We start from the raw sequence: 22,260 nt of genomic DNA on the forward strand, positions 1-22,260 counted from the left end.
ACTGCTGAGGAGTGGTCGCAGCGGGTGAATTGCTGGAGACACGCCGCAGATCCCCCGCTCAGAATCGGGGGAGCCGCAGCAGGTTGTCGGTCTCCGTGCCGTTGGCGACGGTCGCGATGTAGCGGGTGCCGCGAGGGCTGATGCGCGCGACGACGTCGGTCTGTTCGTGCGTGACCGGGTGCAGCGTGCGGTACCGCGTGCCTCGGACGATGTCCGTGTGCACGGCGTCGCGGGACGCCACGCGGAGCGGACCGGTGGTCAGCTGGGACACGGCGACCGCCTCGATGTGCTCGTTGTGCGTACCGGGGTCGGCAACCCGGACGGAGTGGATGAACGGCATGGTCGGCTCCTCGTTCTCGCATGGACGGGGTCGTGCTGTTGGCGGTCGTGGGTGACCGGCGGGCGCGCAGGGCGTGGACCTGCGCGCCCGCCCGCGGATGTCAGCCCTTCGCGCGGAAGAAGACGGGGTCGGCGAACCAGCCGGCCGTCAGCGTCCAGGCACCGGGGGCCCCGGCGGGGACGGCGACGCACACGTTGCCCTTGGCGGAGCCGCCCTCGTAGAGCTCGTCGACGTCGGTGAGGTCGTCGGGGATGACGCCGCACGAGTCGGAGTAGGTGACGTTGTCATCACCGACGAACTCGACCGTGAGGTCGACCCACGGCGTGCCGGTCTCGGTGCCCGTGTAGGTCGCCTCGACCGGCACGATCCAGTACTCCATCCCGTCGGCGGGCGCCTCGTTGAACTGGTTCTCGGCGCGGATGTCCGCCCAGGCCTCGTGGGGCTTGCCGAGGTCGACGGTCCAGTCGTCGTTGCCCACGGTCTCGGCGAACGTGAACGGGTTGTCGCGGGTGCCCTCCTCAGCAGGGGCCGGCTCGGGGTCGGCGGCGACGTCCTCGTCCGTGGCGGCCTGGTCCGCGACGTCCGCATCGGACTCGGCCGGGGCACCTTCACCGGTGACGGCGGGGGTGTCGTCGAGCGAGTCGGCGACGTCGTCGAGCACCGAGCTGTAGAAGGCCTGCGACGCCAGGACGGCGGCGCCGGCGACGACGGCCAGCACGATGCCCGCGACCGCCATGCCCTGCCGGGGCGCACCACGGCGGGCCTTGACCAGGCCGACGATCGCCAGCACCAGGCCGACGAGCGCGAGAACGAACGCCCCGTTGTTGACGATGGGGATCAGGGACAGCAGCAGCGCGACCAGGGCGACGACGAAGCCGGCCACGGCGAGGCCGTTGCCTCGCGCCGGGGGCGGCGTGCCGAGGGCCGGGGGGAGCGGGGGGACCGGGAGCGGCTCGAACGTCGGGCCGTTGGGGGTGGTGGACATGGGAACTCCTTCGGTGGTGTCGGGTGAGTGCTGGGGGAGCGGCTCGCGCGGGGTCACTGCTTGTCCCACGTGCCGCAGCGGTTCGTCTCGAAGTCCTGGCCGTCGCGCAGGGTGACGGAGGGGCGGCCGCCGGTGACGATGTCGTTCTGGACGATGTCGTCCTGGTTGGTGCCGGACCGGTAGATCGCCCAGTAGCAGTCGCCGGCGACGGACTCGGTGGTGCGGTAGGTGCCGGCCTCGACATCGGTGCCGACGGTCCAGACGCCCTCGTTGATGCGGCGTTCCTCGATCTTCTGCTCGGTCTTGCTCACGGCCTTCTCGCGGTCGGTGACGTCCTGCTCACGCTGGTCGAGCCCGGACTCACGCTCGTCGAGCTCTGCCTGGCGGGTCGTGGCGGCCGCCTCGGCGTCCTCCATCCGGCCCTCCGCCGCCTCCGCACGGGCGAGGGCGAAGTCGAGCTCGTCGCGCGTCGAGCCCAGTTCGCCGCTGGTGTCAGCGACCTGGGCCTGCGCGGCCCGGGCTTCGTCGGACCGGTCGACGGCGACGACGGTCGCACCCGCCGCGTACGCGACCAGGAGCGTCGCAGCCGTGCCCAGAGCGACCGCCGCGCGGTGCTCGCGCAGCCATCGGGACAGCGGCCGGGGCCGGGCGCCGGCGCCGTTCACGTCGGGTCCCCCGCCGGCGCGACGGTGAGGAGCAGGTCGAGCCCGGTGTCGGGGTGGTAGCTCCACGTCGCGGTGACGCCGTCCCAGCTGTCGGTCTGCCTGCCGTCGAGCGCGCGGGTGGAGTTCATGAGCTCGGTGACGCGCGACGGCGCCTCGAGCGCACCGAGCACGCAGTCGACGGTCGTGTAGCTGGCGCCGCTGAAGTCCTCCTCGCCCTGGGCGTCGAGCGCGAGCGTCGTGCCGTCGTCGACGAGCTCCAGACCGTCACTGGGCCCGCAGTCCGCGTAGGCGGCCTCGAAGGCCGCCGACCCGGGCTCGGTGTCGGCGACGTCACCGGCGGGCTCCGCCTCGCCGAGCGACAGGGCGAGCGCCACGACGGACGCTCCGACGACCATCCCGCCGAGCGCCGAGGCGACCACGGTCCCGCGGCTGAAACGCCGCTCGTCGGTCGTCCGGGCGTCGGTCGTCCGGACGTCGCCCGGCGGGGGCGGCGCGGTGCTGAGCCGGCCGTCGTCCGGTGCGTCGTGGTTCATCATCGGCTCCTTGCGTCGATGTGGTGGGTGGGGGGGTGCCGACCCGTCTGGCAGGAGCATCGACTCTTGGGCGGGGCGGTGTCAGAAAGAGGGGTGATAAAGCCTCTTATCGCGTCGTCGTGGCGCGGGTGGAAGGCGCCGTGGCCCTACCCTGGGCGCGAAGAGAGGAGGCGCGATGGACCCGACATCGACGCGACCGGCGCGATCCGTGCTGGACGACCTGACCCTGTCCCTGCCGGACATCGCGCTCACGGCGGGCGTGCAGCGACCGGTGGTTTCCATGTGGCGCACGCGCCACGCCGGAGGCCCCCACCCGTTCCCGCCACCCGTCGCGGACGACGCCGGCCCGCCGCGCTTCCGTGCGTCGGACGTGGTCGCGTGGGTGGAGCGCACCGGGCTGGGGAAGAACCCGCACTTCGCCGCAGACGTCGCGGTGCGGGGCGTGCTCGACGCCCGGCCGGGTGGCGCCCGCCCGACCGACGGCCTCCTCGCGCTGCTGTGCCTGCGCGCGTACGGGGAGGTGGCGCTCGCGGACCTGTCGCCCGACGACGTGCTCGACCTGGCGGACGAGCTCGATCCCGACGACGAGTTCCTGTACCGGGAGGTGGCGGCGCTGGGGGCGTCCCTCCCGGCAACGTGCGCCCTGGCTGACCTCATGGCGTCGGCGGCGTACTCGCCGGGCCGCGCGGCGGAGGCCGTGCTCGCCGACCGTCACCGCGCCGGCCGGCTCGATCTCACCCGCTCCGCGCTCGCGCCGGCCGTGCTGGACCTGGTGGCGCGGGTGGTGGAGGCGGTGGCCCAGGCCGACGTCGTCGCGAGCCCGGCGCCCGGGTGCGGCGACCTCCTGCACGCGATCCTCGCGGCGCCCGACGCCGTCGACGTCCCGACGGCGATGGTGCCGCGGGGCGAGGGCCGGCGGCTCGCGCGACGCCGTCTGGTCGCGCACGGCTGGGACGTCCGGACGCTCGAGGACGGCGACCTGCCGACCGAGGCGGTCGTCGTGTGCCAGGTGCCGGAGGTCGGCGTCGCCGACGTGTCGGACGAGGAGGCGCTGGCCCGCGTCGACGAGGTCGTCCTGTCGCTGGGGCCTGGCCAGCGGGCCGTGGTGGTCGGCCCGGCGAGCGCGCTCGTCGAGGCGGCGTCGAGCCCGTCGGTCGAGTCGGCGCGGTCGGCGCTGCTACGGACGCACCGACTGCGGACGGCTGTGCTGCTGCCGCCTGGCCTCGTCACCGACCGGTCGCGGCAGAGGCTGGCGCTGTGGGTGCTGGGCGACGCGCACCCGGACGTCGCGATCGAGGACCGCTGGACGATGGTCGCGGACCTCTCGGACGTCCGTCCCGGCGCCGCGTTCGACCGGGCCGTGCTGGACGACCTGCTCACCGACGTCGTCGCCTCCCTGGACAGCGCGGACGCCGTGCGCGCGCACTCGTTCCGCTTTGCGCGCTTCGCGCGGCTGCCGCAGGTGCTCGCGCGCGGGGGGTCGCTCGTCGAGTCCGCCCGCGAACTCGTCCAGGTGCCGCGCGACGACGGCGGAGCCTCGACCGTGCGCGTGCGAGAGCTCGCGGAGCGGCTGGACGGCGAGACGCGCCCCGCGCTCGACGTCTCCGTGCGCCGGGGCGTGGCCACGCCCGTGCGGGACGCGATGCTCGGCGTTCTCGTGGACGACGGCCGGGCGCGGCGGTTGCCCGGGCTCCGCCTCGACCCGTCGATGGTGGTGCCGGCGCCGGAGCGCGATCCCGCGCTGACGCGCGTGCTGGGCCCGGAGGAGCTGCTGGGCGACGCGGCGTGGGGCTCGCGGGCGGTCGACCGGCTGAGGCTGGTGGCTGAGCACGCCGACGCGCGACTGACCGAGCCGGGCGACGTCGTCGTCACGACGACACCGCGCCCCGCGGCCGCCGTGGATCGTGACGGCTTCTCCGCCGTCGTCTACCCGGCGTGGGTGCTGCGCGTGCGTGCGCCGGACGGCGACGACGTCGGGCACCGCCTCCTGCCCGAGGTCCTCGCCCGCGAGATCGCGGCCCAGGCGCCGGACGCCAAGCGGTGGCGGTCGTGGCGGGTGCGGCTGTTGCCCGCGGACCAGGCCGCCCCGGTTGAGCGGGCCCTGGACGCCGTCGCGGACCGCGCGGCCGCCGCCCGTCGGGAGCTGGCGCGGCTGGAAGAGCTTGCCGCGACGCTGGTCGACGGCGTCGCGAGCGGCGTCGTACGCCTTGTCGGTAGCGGTGGCCAGGATGAGGCCACCGAATGAGGAAGGAACACCGAGTGCCCCCCAGGAAGAAGGCGGCCACGCCGTCGGTCGCCACGGCGACCACCATGAAGGAGCTGAAGGACACGCTCTGGAAGGCCGCGGACAAGCTGCGCGGCTCGATGGATGCCAGCCAGTACAAGGACGTGATCCTGGGGCTGGTGTTCCTCAAGTACGTCTCGGACGCGTTCGAGGAGCGGCGGGAGGCGATCCTCGCCGAGTGCGTCGCGGACGGGCTCTCCGAGGACGACGCCGCGCCGCTGCTGGAGGACGTCGACGAGTACCGCAGTGCCGGCGCGTTCTGGGTGCCCGAGCGCGCGCGCTGGGCCTACCTGGCCCGGCACGCCAAGGGGCGCACCGCGACGCCGGACGAGCACGAGGCGTCCATCGGACAGCTCGTGGACGACGCGATGACGCACCTCATGGGCGCGAACCCGCCCCTGCTCGGCACCCTGCCCACGATCTTCAACTCGGTGAGCGTGGACCAGCGGCGCCTGGGCGAGCTGGTGGACCTGTTCTCCTCCGCCCGGTTCACGGGCGTGATGGCGGACGGGACCAAGGTGTCCAAGGCCCGCGACGTGCTCGGAGAGGTGTACGAGTACTTCCTGGAGAAGTTCGCGCGCGCCGAGGGCAAGCGCGGCGGCGAGTTCTTCACCCCGCCCAGCGTGGTGCGGGTGCTCGTCGAGGTGCTCGAGCCGTACTCCGGGCGCGTGTACGACCCGGCGTGCGGGTCGGGCGGCATGTTCGTCCAGGCGGAGAAGTTCCTGGAGCGGCACGGCGCCGACCCGCAAGCCATCAGCGTGTACGGGCAGGAGCTCAACCAGCGCACCTGGCAGTTGGCGCGGATGAACCTCGCCATCCATGGGCTCACGGGCCAGCTCGGGCCGCGATGGGGCGACACGTTCGCCCGCGACCTGCACCCCGACGTGCCCATGGATTACGTGATGTCGAACCCGCCGTTCAACATCAAGGACTGGGCGCGCAGCACCGACGACGCCCGTTGGAAGTACGGCGTCCCGCCCGCCGGGAATGCCAACTACGGCTGGATCCAGCACATTCTGTCGAAGCTCGCGCCGGGTGGGTCTGCCGGCGTCGTCATGGCGAACGGGTCCATGTCGTCGAACTCCGGGGGAGAGGGCGACATCCGCGCCCAGCTCGTCGAGGCGGACCTCGTGAGCTGCATGGTCGCGCTGCCGACGCAGTTATTCCGGTCCACCGGTATCCCCGTGTGCGTGTGGTTCTTCGCCAAGGACAAGGGCGCCCGGGCCGGCGAGGTGCTGTTCATCGACGCGAGGTCGCTGGGGCACATGGTCGACCGCGCCGAGCGCGCGCTGTCCGACGATGACATCGCGAAGATCGCCGGGACGTACCACTCGTGGCGCGGCACCGCGTCTGCTGCGGACGCCGGGCTGGAGTATGACGACGTCGCCGGGTTCTGCAAGACGGTGCCGCTCGCGGAGGTCAAGGACGCCGGGTACGCACTGACGCCAGGTCGTTACGTCGGCGCCGCCGAGGCCGAGGACGACGGCGAGCCGGTGGAGGAGAAGATCGCACGGCTCACCAAAGAGCTCTTCGAGCAGTTCGACGAGTCCGCGCGGTTGGAGCGGGTCGTGCGTGAGCAGTTGGAGCGGGTCCGTGGGTGAGTGGAGTGCAACGACCGTCGGACATCTGGCCGAGAACTTTGATTCAGTGCGCAGGCCGGTCAAATCCTCTGATCGTGTAGCGGGTCCGTACCCGTACTACGGGGCGTCCGGGGTCGTCGACCACGTCGACGGGTTCCTCCTGGACGGCGAGTACTTGCTCGTGTCTGAGGATGGCGAAAACCTCCGATCGCGCAGCCTGCCCATCGCTTACCTCACTGATGGACGGTTCTGGCCAAACAATCACGCTCATGTGCTAAGGGGCCGTGAACCGTTCGACACGAGATTCTTGGCCTACGCAATCGAGTCAACTGACTTGACTGGGTACCTCACCGGATCGGCGCAACCGAAGCTGACCAAGAGCGCGCTGGATGGACTCGTTTTGAGCGTTCCGCCCGCCGATGACCGGCGCGCGATCGCCGAGGTCCTGGGTGTGCTCGACGACAAGATCGCGTCCAACACCCGCCTCGCCGCCACCGCGGAAGGGCTTGCTGCCGCGCTCTTCGACCATGCGGTGAGTCAGGGTTCCCGATCCGTCGTGGTCGGGGATGTGTCGACTCTGGTGTCGCGTGGGATAGCACCCTCGTACAGTGACGAGATCGATGGAACAACTGTCGTGCTCGGCCAGAGATGCGTGAGAACGCCTAGGGTTGAGTTGGGGCCCGCGCGACGGACCGAGGATAGAAAGCTAAAGTCGGATCGCATTCTTCAGTTCGGCGACGTGCTAGTGAATTCGACGGGAATGGGCTCGCTCGGGCGGGTTGCGCGTTGGCTCGGCGAAGGTAGAGCAACTGTCGATTCGCACATATCGATCGTGAGGCTTGATCCGCACAAGGTTGACCCAACGTGCGCGGGACACTCCTTGCTCGCGATGGAAGATGCGATCGAGTCGTTGGCGGAGGGCAGCACAGGACAGACCGAGCTCCCACGTGCATCCTTGGCAGGCTTGCGCATCCGAGTTCCGAGTTCCGAAGATGCATCCCTCGGGAAGCGGCTGGACAGCCTGGCGTTGCTTGGACTGGAACACCGCCGGGAGAACTCCCGGCTTGCGGCAATGCGCGACACGCTCCTCCCGCAGCTGATGTCGGGCAAGCTGCGCGTGCGCGAAGCGGCGGAGATGGCAGGACTGTGAGCCAGGGGCGTGTCCGCCTGGTCCGGGGACCTGTCAATGCCGCGACGGTCGCGCGGGCGCCGGTGCGGGAACTGCCGCGCACTTCTGCGGGCCGACCCGCTGTCGTGGTCAACCGCCCGGCTCCGGAGCGCCGGCGAGTGACGTGCGAGTGCGGGCGGGCGTTGGTCGTGCAGGGAGATGGCAAGGTCTCGGTGCACAAGGACAAGCGGACGGGCGAGTGGTGTCCGGGTGGCGGGGCCGTGCACCCACCACAGGCGACGGTTGGGCCCGCGCGTCGCGAGCCCACCATCATGCTCCGCAAGGACCCGTCCCGGCGTCGTCGAGCACAGGCCGAGCCGGTGTCCGTTCGCAGCGGTCGTGTGCACTGCGACCGGTGCGGGCGGACGATCTCGGGGGCGTCCGAGGAGCGCGTTCCCGTGCACCTCAACACCGCGGGAACGCGGCCGTGCCCCGGTTCGGGGGCGCCCGTTGGCGGGCCGCGACCGACGTCGAAGGCGAAGCGGAAGGAATCCGCCCGCGGGGCCACGACGAGCCGTGGGTCGGACCGCGCGGAACGGTCGCCGTCGTCCGGCCGGCAACTGCGCGAACGTCTGGACCCGATCGAACGACGCGAGCGTCGCATCCGCGACCGAGCGTTCGCGGACCTCGAGGTCCGTGCCCCGTCGGAGGACCTGGACGACTCGCTGTTCCGCGCCCAGGCGCGCCGCGGCGGGCTTCCGTCGCTCGGTCGGCGGAACTGAGCTCCCGGCACGGTGACCGTGACGCGATCGAGATCGGACCGGAGATGCGAGGGCTTCACACATGGGTAAAGTCGAGCGTAGGGTTCTCGCCGACGGTCGGATCCACGAGATCGCCTGCGCCGTCCGGGCCGACGGGGTGACGTCACCTGTCGCCACGTTCCTGGACGAGTTGGCAGACGGACTCGTCGACCCATCGTCGGCGCCGGACCTCGAGCACGACGAGCAGATCACCCACCGGGCCTGGTTGGAGGCGGCGTTCGAGCGATTTGCTGACGAGGGTGACCTGCCCGGTCCGCGGGGCTGGAACCGCCTCCGCGACGGGGTCTGGGAGATCAAGCGGTTTAATCTCCGCATCACGTTCTTCGACACGGACGGGGTGGGTGGCTACGACCCCAAGCTCGGGTTCGAGGGAGACGGGTACTGGGCACCACCCGAGCTCCCCGACTTCGACGAGTTCATCCGGTTGGCCACCGCGTTCGTGAAGCCGCCCGCACAACGCAAGACGCCAGATCGAGAGATCTACAGGGCGAAGCAGGTACGAGAAGAGGATGTCAGCCATGACCGACCAGACTGAGTTGGATCGCAGCGCCGCGCGTCTCGCGGTCGACGCCGTCGCGACGATGAACCGTGCCCGCGAGACGGCGGGGGTCTCGCAGCGGGAGCTCGCCGAGCGGCTCGGTGTCGGCGAGAGCCGGGTCTCGCAGATCCTCAACGGCGACGGCAACGTCAGGATGGCCACGCTCGGCCGAGTGCTCAGGGCGCTGGGCTACCGGGTGCGCCTCCAGGTCGAGCCGGTGAGCGCGGACGCGCCGGTGATCCCGCGTCGCGAACGGCGTCGCCGGGTGCTCAGCGAGCCCACGCGTGCGTGGGAGGCGCAGGTCACTCTCCCCGACCTCCCCGACACCGTGCCGTCCGCCTGGTCGGCAGCCCCCGTGACGGTGAAGCATGCCCGCTGAGATCTCCTCCGCCTTCCTGGTCAAGTCATCGGGAGAGCGGGTGCAGGACCCCTTTGCTCCCCGGGTGCAGGTCGAACTTCAGTTTCAGGCTACGGAGCCTGGAGAGGGACACCCGGACCACTGGTTGGTTGGCGCCGACGTGACCGTCCGCAGTGCTGACGCGAGCGCCGAGCAGTATCGGGGGAGCAGTCTGTTCGCCGTCGGGCTGGGCGCGGGTGACCCGCCGTCACCTCCAGCACTTGTCGCGCAGTTCTGGCCACACATTCGCGCCGACCTCACCGCGCAATGCAGTCGCATCGCTGGACAGACCCTTTCCCTGCCGTTCGAGCTGACTGTCGAGCAGCTCACCTCTGCCCTGGAGCAGAACACATGACCGCACCGCAGTACCGGTACCAGTCCCCGCCTAACTGGCCGGCGCCACCGGAGGGCTGGACACCGCCCGACGGGTGGAAGCCGCCCGCAGACTGGCCGGCCCCGCCGGACGGCTGGCAGTTCTGGGTGCCGGTCGATGCGGTATCCGTGACGCCCGCCCAGGGTCCGGTGGCGTCGCAGGCCACCACGGAATCAGCCGCGCCTTCGGTCTCGGCCACGAGTGGTGTGCCCCTGTTCGGGGCGCGCAAGCGGGCCCGCGAGCTCGCGACGTCGATCGACGCGTTGGCGGCCGAGAACGCCCAGTTGCGCGCGGAACTTGAGCGGGTGGGCGCGCTCGGCATCGTCCGCGTCCGTGAGGAACTCGCCGCGGCGCGGCAGGCGTACGCCGACGAGCAGGTGCTGATGGAACAGCAGAGGGCGACGGCGCGAGACCGGTTCGGGGCGGAGATCGCCCAGCTGACGGAGCGGCGAGACGGTCTCGCGGCACGGGTGGCGGACCTCGGCCGGGAGGTCGTCCTGCTCGAGGAGACGGCGCTCCTCCAAGAGGTCGGCGTCTACGAGTACCACCACCCGCTCGAGTCGGCGGACGCGTACAAGGACCGGCTCGCCGAGCTGCGTCGTCGTATCAAGGCGATGGCAGCCAAGGACGGCGGTGCCATCGAGGCTGACACGAGCTGGACGGTGCAAGGCTCCGCAGCCAAGGGGCGCCGGATGGTGGAGCAGACGTCCAAGCTGATGCTCCGCGCCTACAACGCTGAGGCCGAATCGCTGGTCCGGGCGCTCAAGCCGCACCGGCTCGAGGCGAGCGTCGAGAAGCTGCGCAAGACGGCGCTGCAGATCGAGCGGCTCGGCACGGTCATGGCGATCCAGATCAACGACTCCTACGAACGTCTCCGGACACTCGAGCTGGAGCTCGTCGCCGACTACCTGGCCAAGGTCGAGGAGGAGAAGGAAGCGACCCGAGCCGCTCGTGAGGCGCTGCGTGAGCAGCGCAAGGTCGAGCAGGAGATGGCGCGAGCTCGGGAGAAGCTGCAGAAGGAGCGGGAGCACTACGCCAACGCCATGGCAGCGATGCAGGCCAACGGCGACGCCGAGGCCGTGGCACGGCTCCAGGCGCAGCTCGCCGACGTCGACCGGGCCATCGAGGACGTGGACTACCGCGCCGCCAACCAGCGGGCTGGCTACGTTTATGTGATCTCGAACATCGGGGCGTTCGGCGAACACATGATCAAGGTCGGCATGACCCGCCGCCTGGACCCGATGGACCGGGTCCGCGAGCTCGGCGACGCGTCGGTGCCGTTCAACTTCGACGTCCATACGATCTTCTTCTCTGAGGACGCCGTCGGGATCGAGGCCGAGATGCATCGCCGCCTCGCGGACCGGCGGGTCAACAGGATCAACCTGCGCCGCGAGTACTTCTACGCCACTCCGCACGATGCGCTGGAACAGCTTCGTGACCTCGCTGGAGAGGTGCTGACCTTCGAGGAGTTGCCGGAGGCCATCGAGTTCCGGCAGAGCGTGACGCTCAGGGGCGGTCCGGCATAGCGGTCGTCACGTCGTCCGGTACCGGTCGGCTCAGCGATACCGATGCACACCCCGCGCGATCCGGTCGAGCATGCGCTCGCGAAGCTCGCCGATCTCGGGTGAGTCGCTGCGCTCGGCCTCAGCGGTGAAGGCGTCCGACATCGCGTCCGGGATGCGCTCGGCGAGGCTGCGCACCCTGGCCTCCACGGCGTCGGCGTCGAGGCCGGCCTCCCGGGCGAACCGGCGCCATCGCTCGAGGTCGATGTCGGCGAAGTCGCGGCGGCCGCCGATCGCCATCGCGGACCGCCGCAGGCCGACCTGGCTCGTGGAGTCGTAGGGCGCGCCGGACGCGACGTCGTACAGCGGGGCGAGCCGGACGATGTTGTCGAGCAGGACGACGGAGTAGTTCTTCGCGTGGGCGTCCGGCGCCTGGACGAGGACGTTGAAGGCGAGCGCGTCGACGAACGCGTCGAGGTTGGCCTGGCGGACGCGGCGGGTGCTCGCGGCCCGCAGCAGGTCGACGACTGTCACCGCCCTGGGGCCACCGTCGGATTCGTACTTGTCGCGGGGGAACGTGCTCGTCGCCTGGCACAGGTCCTCCTGGTGCAGACGCACGAGGTCCCCGTTGCTGTCACGACGACGGTCGTAGCGCTCCACGACCAGCGCCGTTTCGGCACCGAAACGCTCAAAGCGTGAGTCGGCGGCCGAGAGTCCGGCTCGCCGGGCGGTCTGGAGGCAGACGTGTTCGTTGAGAGCCTGCGAACGGAAGCCGTCCACACCGGGCTTGATGATGTGGGTGGTCGGCTCGGCGCCTGTGGCCTCGAACCACGTGTCGGCCTCTCGCCGCAAGGCGAACTTGGCCTGGGCCCCCGCCAACGACCATCGCTCACGGGGGGCGAGCCAGCTGGCCCCAGGATTGGTGCGCAGCTCGGACAGGCGGGCTTCGATGTCACTGTCGTCGAGTGCTTCGAGGCTGCCGCGCCGGGCCAGGACGTCGGGCACTTCGTCCTCCGAGCAGAACTGCACGGCACCGGCGCAGTCGAGCCCCATGAGCGCCAGGAGCGCGAACGGGTTGCGCGCGGACACGTCGAGCTCACGGGACATCGCCTCGCGAGCCGCCTCGCGCTCCGGGAGAAGGCCCTCGAGGAACGGGTCGACGACCCGATGGTTGAACGGACCACCCGCGAGCGGCATCGTCAGCGACACCGGCGTGGCACCGGGGTCGTCCCGGTAGTGCATCCGGCGCTGTCCGCCCGGCGTCTGCTCGAGGGCGGCCACATGTCGCCCGTACAAGAGGACGGCGAGGTGTCGGCTGCTCACAGGTCCTCCAAGAGGTCCGCAAGGCCCTTGTCGGGCGCCGTTGCCCTGGTCACCGTCAGGTCGAGCCCGAGAGCATCGAGGGTGTCGAGGATCTTGCCCAGCTCGGCTCGTTGAGCCTGTCCCTGCTCGAGGGCGATGAGCCATCGGCGGCTGACTCCCGCACGCTCGGCAAGACCGGTCTGGGTGAGGCCCTCGCGGATTCGGGCGCTTCGGATCGCCGCTCCGATCTGAGCAGGCGTGGTGAGCGCAATGCCAGCCATGAAAGTGATCGTACGTGCACATCTTCGGGATGTGCAAGAGCGGTGACATGGTACTGATGTGCAGGTTCGGTGACATGGTATCGGCCGCGGATCGTGGCTCACGCTGTCCGGCAGTGTCTGCGTGAGCTCCGGGGAGACTGCTCCTCGGTCCCTCCAGGGACGGCCTGATAAGGGTGATTACCGGGCGAACCTGCTGCCACGGGCCGTCCTGTCGGCCACGATGGGTGCCGAGGACGACGACCGCGACGACCACGGAGGACGCATGCGACTGCACGAAGCCGACTGGGAACAGCTCGCGCTGGAGCACCTGGCCGAGCCGCTCGGCTGGCAGCCGCTGCGCGGTGACGCGATCGCCCCCGGCGCGGTCTCTGCGGTCGGGCACGCTGGGTACGCAGCCCTCGGCGAGCAGCCGCAGCGCGAGTCGTGGTCCGAGCTCGCGATCCCCTCCCGGATGCGTGCCACTGTGCGCCGCCTCAACCCCGACGTGCCGCGCGAGTACATGGAGCAGGCGCTCCTGGAGATCCTCCGGCCGTCGTCGCAGGACGCGATCACCGAGAACAAGCGGATCCACGACGTCCTCGTCCATGGGCACCGGATCGCCTACGTGGACGACGGCCGGGAGCAGACGGCGACCGTCCGACTGGTCTCCGCGCACGAGCACGAGAACGAGTGGCTCGTCGCCAACCAGGTCAGGGTCGTGGACGGCGACGTCGAGCGACGTTTCGACGTGGTCCTCTACCTCAACGGCATGCCGGTGGTGATCGTCGAGCTCAAGAACGCGGGTTCCCCCCACGCGGACGTCTCCGCTGCCCATGCCCAGCTCGGCACCTACCTGCGCGAGCTGCCGATGGTGTTCCGCTTCTGCGTGCTCACCGTGATCAGCGACGGGGTCGTGGCGAAGTACGGGACGCCGTTCACGCCGCTCAACCACTACGCGCCGTGGAACGTCGACGACGACGGTCGCGTCGTCGGGCCGGACGGCCGGCCCGACGGAGACCGGCCGTTGCACCTGGTGCACGACGACGGTCTCCTCGGCGAGATCGAGGCGCGCACGCCGCTGGAGGTCACGCTCGACGGGCTCTTCAACCCCGAGCGCTTCGGCCAGCTGCTGCGGGGATTCGTCGCCTTCGACGCCGACGAGGACGGCCTGCACAAGCGGGTCGCGAAGCCGCACCAGTACTTCGCCGTGACCAAGGCGGTCGCCGCGACGGCGGAGGCGGTGCGTGGCGACGGACGTGCGGGCGTCGTCTGGCACACCCAGGGGTCCGGCAAGTCGATGGAGATGGAGCTGTACGCGGCGGCGATCGCCCGCCACCCGGCGCTCGAGAACCCGACGATCGTCGTCATCACCGACCGCACCGACCTGGACGACCAGCTGTTCCAGACCTTCGCCCGGTCGCAGCTGCTCGCCGAGCGGCCGCGTCAGGTCTCTCGTCGCAACGAGCTGCGCAGCGAGCTCGCGGGCCGCACCACGGGCGGCATCTACTTCACGACGTTGCAGAAGTTCGGCCTCACGGCGGAGGAGAAGCGGTCGGGGCGAAGGCACCCCGTGCTCTCCGAGCGGCGCAACATCGTGCTCGTCGTCGACGAGGCGCACCGCAGCCACTACGACGACCTCGACGGTTACGCCTGGCACCTCAAGAACGCGCTGCCGAACGCGACGCTCATCGCCTTCACCGGGACACCGGTCACGGGGGAGCGGGACACCGAGGCCGTGTTCGGCGACGTCATCGACGTGTACGACCTCACCCGTGCGGTCGCCGACGGGGCCACCGTCCCGGTGTACTTCGAGTCGCGACTGGTCAAGGTGGGCTTCCCGGCCGACGTCGACCCCACCGCGATCGACAGCGCGGCGGACGAGGCGACCGCAGGTCTGGACGACGCGGAGCGCGCACGGATCGAGAGGTCGGTGGCGGTGGTCAACGCGGTCTACGGCGCCCCCGCCAGGCTCAGGACCATGGCCCGCGACCTCGTGGAGCACTGGGAGGCCCGACGGGACGCCGCGGCCGAGCTCGTGCGCCCGGCGTCGGCCGTCGGTCAGGAGGTCCACGACGGCACCGGCGGCGCGCCCGGCAAGGCGCTGGTCGTCGCCGGGACCAGGGAGATCTGCGCCCGGCTGTACGAGCAGATCGTCGCGCTGCGGCCCGACTGGCACTCCGACGACGTGACCAAGGGACGGATCAAGGTCGTGTACTCGGGCGACGCAGGGGACCAGCCGCCGATCGCCGACCACGTGCGGCGCGACGGGGAGAACACGCTGATCAAGAACCGGCTCAAGGATCCCGACGACGAGCTCGAGATCGTCATCGTCAAGGACATGCTCCTGACCGGTTTCGATGCGCCGCCGCTGCACACGCTCTACCTGGACCGTCCGCTGCGGGGCGCGCTGCTGATGCAGACACTGGCGCGCGTGAACCGGACGTTCCGCGGCAAGGACGCCGGCCTTCTCGTCGCCTACGCACCGGTCGCCGAGAACCTCGCGGCAGCGCTCGCGCAGTACACGGTCCGGGACCAGGCCGAGAAGCCGGTCGGCACCCCGCTCGCCGAGGTGGCCGACGCCACGCGGGGTCTCGTCCTTGCCCTGGGCGAGCTGGTCGAGCCCACGGGATGGCGGGCGCGGCTGCGCGAGGCCGGGGCGGGCGGCCGCGCCTACATCGGTGTCGTGCTGGACGTCGTGAGCTGGCTCCGCAGCCCCCGCACGCCGCAGAACCGGGTGCCCGCGGACTCCGACGCCGAGCCCGTGGGCGACGCGTTCCGCCGGCGTGCCCAGGCGTTGTCGCGGGCGTGGTCGGCCTCCGGCCGCCACGAGTCCCTCGCGGACCTCGCCGACGACGCGCGCTTCTACGAGGAGGTGCGGGTGTGGATGGGCAAGCTCGACGCCGAGGAGCGGCAGGCGAGCGGACAGCCCATCCCCGAGGACGTCCAGCGCCTCCTCAACCAGCTCACCGCGACGTCGGTCGACGCGCGCGACGTCGTGGACGTCTACGGGGCCGCAGGGCTGGAGAGCCCGCGCCTCGACCAGCTCGACGGCGACTTCCTGGCGAAGGCGCAGTCCACGCCGCACCCGCAGATCACGATCGAGGCGCTCCGCGCGCTCGTGACCGCGGAGGCGCGCACCGCGACCGCCGGCAACCTGGTGCGACGCGAGGCATTCTCGGAACGTCTGTCCCAGCTCATGCTCAAGTACACGAACGCGAACCTCACGTCGGCCGAGGTGATCGCAGCTCTCGTCGAGATGGCACGTGACGTCGTCGCAGAGTCGAAGCGCGGAGAGCGGTTCGACCCTCCGCTCGGCCACGACGAGCTGGCGCTCTACGACGCTGTCGCGCAGAACGAGTCCGCGGCGCTGCTGCAGGGCGACGAGAAGCTCGCCGAGATCGCCCGGGACCTGATCGCCGTCCTGCGACGCGACGTGAAGACCGACTGGACCGTGCGCGACGACGTCAAGGCCAAGCTCCGTTCGTCGATCAAGCGCCTGCTCATCAAGCACAAGTACCCGCCGGACCAGCAGCCCGAGGCCATCCGCCTCGTCATGGCACAGATGGAGGCGATGGCCCCGCGATACGCGGCGTGACCGTCACTTCCGCACCTCGAAGACGAGGTTGAACGGCGTGCGCGCGACCTCGCGGAACCGGGTGAGCCCGCCGGCGGTGACGACGTCGCGGATGCGCGACGGCCCGGCCTGGGTGCCGAGCGCCAGGCCGACGTCCTGGGCCAGCGAGGTGGGGGTGCACAGCAGCGTGGAGAACCCGTAGTACGCGCGGCCCACAGGATTGAGGTTGTCCTCCACCCGGTCACCGGCCATCGGCTCGACGACCATCCAGGTGCCGTCGTCGGCGAGCGCGTCGTGCACGTGCCGGGCCGCGCCGACGGGGTCGCCCATGTCGTGCAGGGCGTCGAACATCGTCACGAGGTCGTAGCCGGTGCCCGGGAAGTCCTGCGCCGACGCGACCTCGAAGCGGACGCGGTCGCCCACGCCCGCCGCCTCGGCACGCTCGCGCGCCGTCGCGATCGACCCCTCGTGGTAGTCGTAACCCACGAACGTCGAGCCCTCGAACGCCTGGGCCATGAGGATCGTCGAGGAGCCGTGGCCGCAGCCGACGTCGGCGACGGTCGCCCCTCGGGTCAGCCGCTCCACGACGCCGTCGAGGGCGGGCAGCCACGCCTCGACGAGGTTCGCGTGGTAGCCCGGGCGGAAGAAGCGCTCGCACCCGACGTGCACGTCCACGCCGTGCTCGTGCCAGCCGAACCCCGCCCCCGTGCGGGCGGCCTCGAGGATGTGGTCCGTGTCGTGCACGGTGCCGAGCGCGATCTGGAACAGCCCGGGAAGGAACGCGGGGCTGTCCTCGACCGTGAGGGCGACCGCCTGCTCGGGCGGCAGCGTGTACCGGCCCGAACCCGGGTCGTACGTCACGTACGCGCCCGCGGCCTGCGCGTTGAGCCACTCCCGGGCGTACGGCTCGGCCGTGTCGGTCCGTGCGGCGAGCTCCGCGGGCGTGCTGGCGCCGTGCGCGGCGAGGTCGCGGTAGTAGCCGAGCTTGTCGCCCATCACCACGAGACCGGCGTTGAGGGTGGCGCCCGCCTCCTCCACGGCGCGGAACACGAACGCCATCAGGGCGTCGGTGTCGACCTGCGGCGCGGGCGCGGTGCCCGGGCCGGGAGCCTGGATGTCGGTCATCGTTCTCTCCGTCCGTCGGGTGCCGGCGGGACGCCGGCAGCCTCCTGCTGGCGACGGTAGGGACCGCGCGGGTGAACCCGCGTCAGGGGCCCCACCTGGTGATGCCGCGCTGCCTAGACTCGAAGGGTGCTCCTGGGGCGCGACGCCGAGGTCGCGACGATCGACCGGCTCCTGGCAGGGGCCCGGCTCGGGGAGGCAGGACGTCTCGTTCTCCTCGGCGAACCGGGCGTCGGCAAGAGCGCGCTGCTCGAGCACACGGCGGCGGCGCTGGGCGCGGGCGGTCCCGGCCCGGCGGCACCCGTCACGACGGTGCGCGTGCTGCGGGCCACGGGCACCGTCGCGGAGTCCGAGATCCCGTTCGCCGGCCTGTCCCAGCTCTTCGCGGGCTGCCTCGACCGGATCAGCGACCTGCCCGGCCGCCAGGCTGCCGCGCTCGCGGCGGCGCTCGCGGCCGGGGACGGCGCGCGGCCCGCGGCGGCGCCGGTGCCCGGGCCGGCGGCGGGCGACCGCCTGGCGGTGGGCGCCGCGACGCTCGGGATGCTCACCCGGTGCGCGGAGGACGGCCCGGTCGCCGTGCTCGTCGACGACCTGCACGACCTCGACGCGCCGTCGGCGCAGGCCCTGGTCTTCGCCGCCCGCCGGCTGGGCGCCGACCGGGTCGCGATGGTCCTCGCCGCCCGCACCCCCGAGGCGGACGATCTTGTCGTCGGGCTCCCGGTCGTCAGGCTCGCAGGGTTGGCGGAGGTGCCCGCACGGGCTCTCGCAGAACGTGCCGCCGGCGGGCCGGTGCCGGCGGGCCGCTTCGCCGAGCTGTACGGGCGGTCGGTGGGCAACCCCCTCGCGCTGATCGAGCTCGCGACCCATCCGGGCGCGTTGTGGCCCGAGATCGCGGGCATGCCGTCGACCGTGCCGGAGACGATCACCAGGGCGTTCTCCCGGCGCGTGGGGCTCCTGCCCGCCCCGGCGCACGAGGTCTTGCTGGTGGCGGCGGTCGCCGACGGCGACCTGGCCCTGACCTCAGCCGCTGCGGCGACGCTCGGGCTGGACCTCGCCGACCTCGACGCGGCCGAGGACGCCGGCCTCGTGACCTCCGGCGGCGGGCGGCTCGCGTTCCGCCACCCGTTGCTGCGGTCGGTCGTGTACACCGGCGCCCCGGCGGGGCGACGGCGGGCCGCGCACCGGGCCGTCGCCGCGGCCCTCCCGCCCGGGGACGACGACCGGCGTGCCTGGCACCTGGCGGAGTCCGTCCGAGGTCCCGACGCGGCCGTCGCCGACCTGCTCCACAAGGCGGGCGACCGGGCGGCGGCACGGGCGGGCCACACCGTCGCGTCGGCGGCGTACCGGCGTGCGGCGGCGCTGAGCCCGAGCGTGGAGCGGCGCGGCGACCGACTGCTGCGGGCGGCGGGCGCCACCTGGGCCGCGGGGGACGCGCGGGCTGCGCTCCGCCTGCTCGACGAGCTCGGCGAGCTGGCCGTCGCGCCCGCCGTGGCCAGGGGAGCGCTCGAGCTGCGCGCCGGCGTCGCCGCGCGGACCGGTGCCCTGCGCGACGCGGTCACCATGCTCCGCCGGCTCGCGGCCGAGACGTCGTCGTCCGACGACCGCGTGCACGTGCTCGCCGACGCCGCCTACGTGGCGTTCTTCTTGGGAGGCACCGCTGTCTCCCTCGAGCTCGCGGCCGAGCTCGAGGCCCTGGTGCCCACCACGACCACCGCCCGGGCCCGAGCCCTGGCGCTCCTCGGCTGCGGCACGGCCCGCGTCCTCGCCGGGCGGGGCGGGATCGCGGAGGTGGGTGCCGCCGTCCCGATCCTCGAGGCGGACGCGGGCCTCGCGTCCGACCCGCGCTGGTGGCGGTGGCTGATGATCGTGCCCCTCTACCTGCGGGACGCGTCCGGCGCCGGCGCGCTCGCGGACCGCGTCCCGGAGGTGCGTCGCGCGGCGACCGTCGCGGAGCTGCCCGGCCTCCTCTTCCTGGCGGCCCGCGGCCACGCGACGGGCGACACCTGGGAACGGGCGACCGCGGAGTACTCGCTCGCCGTCGACATCGCCCGCGAGACCGGTCAGCGCGGGCCGCTCGCGGCGGCACTCGCGGGCCGGTGCTGGCACGCCGCCCGGCAGGGGGACGTGGTCCGGTGCCGGGCCGACGCCGACGAGGCGATGCAGCTCTGCCGGGGCGGGGACATGCACCTGCTGGAGGCGTGGGTGCGCTTCGCTGTCGGGGACCTCGCGCTGTCCCGGGGCGACGTCCCCACCGCCGTCGCGGAGCTCACCGACCTCGAGGCTCTGCTGGAGCGGTACGGGATGGAGGACGTCGACCTGGCGCCCGTCCCGGAGCTCGTGGAGGCGTTGGTCCGGGAGGGCGACCTGGCCGGGGCGCGGCGGCGGGTGCCGTCGTACGCCGCCCGGGCCCGTGCCAAGGGCAGCCCGTGGGCGCTGGCCCGCGCGAGCCGCGCCACCGCGCTCGTGGCCGACGACGACGCCGACGCGGCGTTCGACGCGGCTCTCGCGCTGCACGCGCGCACCCCCGACGTGTTCGAGGCCGCCCGTACGCGGCTCGCGTACGGCCAGCGGCTGCGCCGCTCGGGACGCCGCGTCGACGCGCGCGGGCATCTGCGGGCGGCGCTGGAGACGTTCGAGCGGCTGGGCGCGGCGGCCTGGTCGGAACGCGCCGCCTCGGAGCTCACCGCGACCGGCGAGGTCGTCCGCCGCTCCGGCGACGGGTGGCGGGCCGCGCTCACGCCGCAGGAGCTCCAGGTGGGGATCCTCCTCGCGGACGGGCACACCACCCGCGAGGCGGCGGCCGCACTCTTCCTGTCGCCGAAGACCGTCGAGTACCACCTGCGCAAGGTGTACGTGAAGCTCGGCATCCACTCGCGCGAGGCGCTCGCGGCGGCGTTGTCGGACGGGTGAGCGGCCGCCGCTCGGGCGGGCGGATCTCACCCCCTCCGCCCGACAGGCGCGTCCTACCCTCGAAGGATGCGGGTGCTGTTCGCGACCACGGGCGGCCAGGGCCACTTCCGGCCGATGGTGCCCCTCGCCCGCGCGGTCGCCGACTCCGGCCACGAGGTCCGCGTCGCCGCGCCCGCCTCTTTCGCGAAGCACGTCGCGCCGACCGGTCTGCCGCACGAACCGTTCGACGACGCGGACCCCGGGGCGCTGGGCGCCGTCTTCGGCGCGCTGCCGAGCCTGTCCCCACAGGAGGCGAACGCGCGGGTGGTGAGGGAGGTCTTCGGCCGCCTCGACCCCGTCGCGGCGCTGCCGGCGGTGACCGGCCTCCTGGCCGCGTGGCGACCCGACGTCGTGGTCCGCGAGCCCGCGGAGGTGGCCTCCCTCGTCGCCGCGGAGGCGGCAGGGGTCCCGCACGTCCAGGTGGCGATCGGGCTGTGCTCGCTGACCAGGACGTTCGTCGACGAGCTGACCGGTCCGCTGGCCGAGCTCGCGGCCCGGGAGGGCGTCGAGACCGACCTCGCCGCGGCGGCGGCAGCCGAGCCCGTGTTCACCAGCGTGCCGCCGTCGTTCGACGACGACCGCGAGGGTGCCGGCGTGGGTGACAGCGTGGGTGACAGCAGCGCTCACGACGCCGTCGCGCCGGTGCGCTACCGGATCCCGGCGCCGCGCACGCCGGCCCCGCCGTTGCCTGCCGGGGGAGACCCTGACGCCCCGCTCGTCTACGTCTCCTTCGGCACGGTCGCCGCGGCACAGGGCGTGTTCGACGGCACCTACTCCGCCGCCGTCGACGCCCTGGCCGGGGTGGAGGCCCGGGCCCTGGTGACGGTCGGCGCTCACGGCGACCCGGAGGCCTGGGCCCCGTGGCCGCCCAACGTGCGCATCGAGCGCTGGTGGCCGCAGGAGGCGGTGATGGCGCTCGCGGCGGCGATGGTCGGGCACGGCGGCTTCGGCACCACGACGCTCGCGCTCGGGGCGGGCGTCCCGCAGGTGGTCGTCCCGCTGTTCGCGTCGGACCAGTGGGTCAACGCCCGCCGGGTCGCCGAGGTGGGGGCGGGGCTCGCCCTCGAGTCGGGTCCGGGACTCGCCGCCAGGCTCGGGGACGCGGTGCGCGCCGTGCTGCACGAGCCGCGCTATCGGTCCGCGGCGCAGGGGATGGCCGAGGAGATGGGTCGCCTCCCGGAGCCGCGCGCCGTCGTCGGAGACCTGCTCGCGCACGCCCGGTGAGCGGCCGGCGAGGCCTGCCCTCACGCGTCGTCCAGCGCGAGCGACCGCACCTGCCCGCCGGCGGCGACGAAGAACCCGCGCAGCCGCACGCCCTGGGCGTCGGCCTGCTCGCGCAGGTCGCAGTTCCAGGCACGGTCGTCGGCGGTGAGCGTGGCGTCGCCGGGCCGTTCGAGCACGACGACGGCGCAGCCGCCGGGTGCCTCGTCGTCGACGACGCTGCGCAGCACGGTGCCCAGGCCGACGAGGGCGGCGGAGTCCGGCCGCCGGGGGACGTCGTCGATCGGCAGCGCGAGCCCGAGGAGCCGGTCGTCGGCGTCGAGCCAGGTGAGGGTGAGGGAGCGCCGTCGTGGGTGGACGCCTCCCACGAGGAAGTGGGCGAGCTCCAGCAGCTCGGCGTCGTCGGCGATCTCGTCGCCCGGGCGGAACGGGGTGATGGTGTCCATGCGGTGTCACCCTGCCGCACCGGCGCCACCGCCCGCCGAGGTTATCCACAGCCTCTCCCAGCGGATCAGGGGGTGAGGACCTCTGCGAACTCGGCCCGGCCCAGGAAGTCCGCCCAGCCCGCGGGCGTCAGCCCGAAGCGGTCGTCGACGGTGGCCGGATCGGCGCCCCGCTCGAGGAGCAGCCGTGCGTCGTCCGGGGCACCGGTGCTCGCCGCGTGGTGCGCCGAACAGGCGGTTGACACCGTGATGGCGGCCCGTTG

19 protein-coding genes are annotated in these 22,260 nt (G+C 72.5%); 10 read left to right on the forward strand and 9 right to left on the reverse strand.

Features of this window, described 5'->3' with window-relative positions; translation table 11 throughout:
* Positions 1-58: 58 nt before the first annotated feature.
* From ABZ493_RS05445 to ABZ493_RS05460, 4 genes are all read right to left on the reverse strand, one after another.
* Positions 59-340: a DUF3892 domain-containing protein gene (locus ABZ493_RS05445; RefSeq protein WP_430581162.1), complete on the reverse strand. Its 282-nt coding sequence runs from the start codon at positions 338-340 to the stop codon at positions 59-61.
* A gap of 100 nt (positions 341-440) precedes the next feature.
* Complete coding sequence (locus tag ABZ493_RS05450; RefSeq protein WP_430581163.1) at positions 441-1,325, reverse strand: DUF4190 domain-containing protein; 885 nt, start codon at positions 1,323-1,325, stop codon at positions 441-443.
* A 53-nt stretch (positions 1,326-1,378) separates the two neighbouring features.
* Positions 1,379-1,990, reverse strand: a complete 612-nt coding sequence (locus ABZ493_RS05455; RefSeq protein WP_430581164.1) for a hypothetical protein — start codon at positions 1,988-1,990, stop codon at positions 1,379-1,381.
* On the reverse strand, positions 1,987-2,523 hold the full coding sequence (locus ABZ493_RS05460; RefSeq protein ID WP_430581165.1) for a hypothetical protein: 537 nt from the start codon (positions 2,521-2,523) through the stop codon (positions 1,987-1,989). Before ABZ493_RS05460 ends, ABZ493_RS05455 begins: the two co-directional genes overlap by 4 nt.
* Before the next feature lie 175 nt (positions 2,524-2,698).
* On the opposite strand from ABZ493_RS05460, the gene ABZ493_RS05465 reads away from it, so the two are divergent.
* The 7 genes from ABZ493_RS05465 to ABZ493_RS05495 all read left to right on the forward strand — a co-directional run bounded on the left by ABZ493_RS05465 (position 2,699) and on the right by ABZ493_RS05495 (position 11,150).
* On the forward strand, positions 2,699-4,768 hold the full coding sequence (locus tag ABZ493_RS05465; protein ID WP_430581166.1) for a hypothetical protein: 2,070 nt from the start codon (positions 2,699-2,701) through the stop codon (positions 4,766-4,768).
* Positions 4,769-4,833: 65 nt separating this feature from the next.
* The gene (locus tag ABZ493_RS05470; RefSeq protein ID WP_430581333.1) at positions 4,834-6,408 is read left to right on the forward strand and encodes a class I SAM-dependent DNA methyltransferase; all 1,575 of its coding nucleotides are present in this window, start codon (positions 4,834-4,836) and stop codon (positions 6,406-6,408) included.
* Positions 6,380-7,537, forward strand: a complete 1,158-nt coding sequence (locus ABZ493_RS05475; protein ID WP_430581167.1) for a restriction endonuclease subunit S — start codon at positions 6,380-6,382, stop codon at positions 7,535-7,537. The genes ABZ493_RS05470 and ABZ493_RS05475 overlap by 29 nt, the downstream gene beginning before the upstream one ends.
* Positions 7,538-8,338: 801 nt before the next feature.
* Entirely contained in the window at positions 8,339-8,851 is a 513-nt protein-coding gene (locus ABZ493_RS05480) for a hypothetical protein (protein ID WP_430581168.1), read from the forward strand.
* Positions 8,835-9,233 carry a helix-turn-helix transcriptional regulator gene (locus ABZ493_RS05485; RefSeq protein ID WP_430581169.1) on the forward strand — a complete coding sequence of 133 codons (399 nt, stop codon included), beginning with the start codon at positions 8,835-8,837 and terminating at the stop codon, positions 9,231-9,233. Before ABZ493_RS05480 ends, ABZ493_RS05485 begins: the two co-directional genes overlap by 17 nt.
* Positions 9,223-9,606 (forward strand): hypothetical protein, encoded by a 384-nt coding sequence (locus ABZ493_RS05490; protein WP_430581170.1) that lies wholly within the window; start codon positions 9,223-9,225, stop codon positions 9,604-9,606. The genes ABZ493_RS05485 and ABZ493_RS05490 overlap by 11 nt, the downstream gene beginning before the upstream one ends.
* Positions 9,603-11,150, forward strand: coding sequence for a DUF4041 domain-containing protein (locus ABZ493_RS05495; RefSeq protein WP_430581171.1), 1,548 nt, complete (start codon positions 9,603-9,605; stop codon positions 11,148-11,150). Before ABZ493_RS05490 ends, ABZ493_RS05495 begins: the two co-directional genes overlap by 4 nt.
* 30 nt (positions 11,151-11,180) lie before the next feature.
* Here ABZ493_RS05495 and ABZ493_RS05500 read toward each other — a convergent pair whose 3' ends face one another.
* Together ABZ493_RS05500 and ABZ493_RS05505 are read right to left on the reverse strand one after the other, a co-directional pair.
* Entirely contained in the window at positions 11,181-12,449 is a 1,269-nt protein-coding gene (locus ABZ493_RS05500) for a type II toxin-antitoxin system HipA family toxin (RefSeq protein ID WP_430581172.1), read from the reverse strand.
* Positions 12,446-12,709 (reverse strand): helix-turn-helix domain-containing protein, encoded by a 264-nt coding sequence (locus tag ABZ493_RS05505; protein ID WP_430581173.1) that lies wholly within the window; start codon positions 12,707-12,709, stop codon positions 12,446-12,448. The genes ABZ493_RS05500 and ABZ493_RS05505 overlap by 4 nt, the downstream gene beginning before the upstream one ends.
* Before the next feature lie 262 nt (positions 12,710-12,971).
* Here ABZ493_RS05505 and ABZ493_RS05510 point away from each other — a divergent pair, with 262 nt between their 5' ends.
* Entirely contained in the window at positions 12,972-16,283 is a 3,312-nt protein-coding gene (locus tag ABZ493_RS05510; RefSeq protein WP_430581174.1) for a type I restriction endonuclease subunit R, read from the forward strand.
* Between the two features lie 3 nt (positions 16,284-16,286).
* On the opposite strand, the gene ABZ493_RS05515 is transcribed toward ABZ493_RS05510, so the two are convergent.
* Positions 16,287-17,387, reverse strand: a complete 1,101-nt coding sequence (locus ABZ493_RS05515) for a class I SAM-dependent methyltransferase (RefSeq protein ID WP_430581175.1) — start codon at positions 17,385-17,387, stop codon at positions 16,287-16,289.
* A gap of 126 nt (positions 17,388-17,513) precedes the next feature.
* On the opposite strand from ABZ493_RS05515, the gene ABZ493_RS05520 reads away from it, so the two are divergent.
* Complete coding sequence (locus ABZ493_RS05520) at positions 17,514-20,294, forward strand: LuxR family transcriptional regulator (protein ID WP_430581176.1); 2,781 nt, start codon at positions 17,514-17,516, stop codon at positions 20,292-20,294.
* A gap of 66 nt (positions 20,295-20,360) precedes the next feature.
* Positions 20,361-21,557, forward strand: coding sequence for a glycosyltransferase (locus ABZ493_RS05525; RefSeq protein ID WP_430581177.1), 1,197 nt, complete (start codon positions 20,361-20,363; stop codon positions 21,555-21,557).
* A 20-nt stretch (positions 21,558-21,577) separates the two neighbouring features.
* On the opposite strand, the gene ABZ493_RS05530 is transcribed toward ABZ493_RS05525, so the two are convergent.
* Positions 21,578-22,000 (reverse strand): hypothetical protein, encoded by a 423-nt coding sequence (locus ABZ493_RS05530; RefSeq protein WP_430581178.1) that lies wholly within the window; start codon positions 21,998-22,000, stop codon positions 21,578-21,580.
* Between the two features lie 65 nt (positions 22,001-22,065).
* Complete coding sequence (locus ABZ493_RS05535; protein WP_430581179.1) at positions 22,066-22,242, reverse strand: hypothetical protein; 177 nt, start codon at positions 22,240-22,242, stop codon at positions 22,066-22,068.
* Positions 22,243-22,260 lie beyond the last annotated feature (18 nt).

The organism is Isoptericola sp. NPDC019482 (assembly GCF_040632295.1).
Lineage (GTDB): Bacteria > Actinomycetota > Actinomycetes > Actinomycetales > Cellulomonadaceae > Isoptericola.

What these genes read in the sequence shown, in the direction of transcription:
- ABZ493_RS05445 (WP_430581162.1), bottom strand. Translation starts at nt 340, where the DNA reads ATGCCGTTCATCCACTCCGTCCGGGTTGCCGACCCCGGTACGCACAAC.
- ABZ493_RS05485 (WP_430581169.1), top strand. Translation starts at nt 8,835, where the DNA reads ATGACCGACCAGACTGAGTTGGATCGCAGCGCCGCGCGTCTCGCGGTC.
- ABZ493_RS05510 (WP_430581174.1), top strand. Translation starts at nt 12,972, where the DNA reads ATGCGACTGCACGAAGCCGACTGGGAACAGCTCGCGCTGGAGCACCTG.
- ABZ493_RS05450 (WP_430581163.1), bottom strand. Translation starts at nt 1,325, where the DNA reads ATGTCCACCACCCCCAACGGCCCGACGTTCGAGCCGCTCCCGGTCCCC.
- ABZ493_RS05465 (WP_430581166.1), top strand. Translation starts at nt 2,699, where the DNA reads ATGGACCCGACATCGACGCGACCGGCGCGATCCGTGCTGGACGACCTG.
- ABZ493_RS05515 (WP_430581175.1), bottom strand. Translation starts at nt 17,387, where the DNA reads ATGACCGACATCCAGGCTCCCGGCCCGGGCACCGCGCCCGCGCCGCAG.
- ABZ493_RS05470 (WP_430581333.1), top strand. Translation starts at nt 4,834, where the DNA reads ATGAAGGAGCTGAAGGACACGCTCTGGAAGGCCGCGGACAAGCTGCGC.
- ABZ493_RS05495 (WP_430581171.1), top strand. Translation starts at nt 9,603, where the DNA reads ATGACCGCACCGCAGTACCGGTACCAGTCCCCGCCTAACTGGCCGGCG.
- ABZ493_RS05525 (WP_430581177.1), top strand. Translation starts at nt 20,361, where the DNA reads ATGCGGGTGCTGTTCGCGACCACGGGCGGCCAGGGCCACTTCCGGCCG.
- ABZ493_RS05460 (WP_430581165.1), bottom strand. Translation starts at nt 2,523, where the DNA reads ATGAACCACGACGCACCGGACGACGGCCGGCTCAGCACCGCGCCGCCC.
- ABZ493_RS05530 (WP_430581178.1), bottom strand. Translation starts at nt 22,000, where the DNA reads ATGGACACCATCACCCCGTTCCGCCCGGGCGACGAGATCGCCGACGAC.
- ABZ493_RS05490 (WP_430581170.1), top strand. Translation starts at nt 9,223, where the DNA reads ATGCCCGCTGAGATCTCCTCCGCCTTCCTGGTCAAGTCATCGGGAGAG.
- ABZ493_RS05480 (WP_430581168.1), top strand. Translation starts at nt 8,339, where the DNA reads ATGGGTAAAGTCGAGCGTAGGGTTCTCGCCGACGGTCGGATCCACGAG.
- ABZ493_RS05505 (WP_430581173.1), bottom strand. Translation starts at nt 12,709, where the DNA reads ATGGCTGGCATTGCGCTCACCACGCCTGCTCAGATCGGAGCGGCGATC.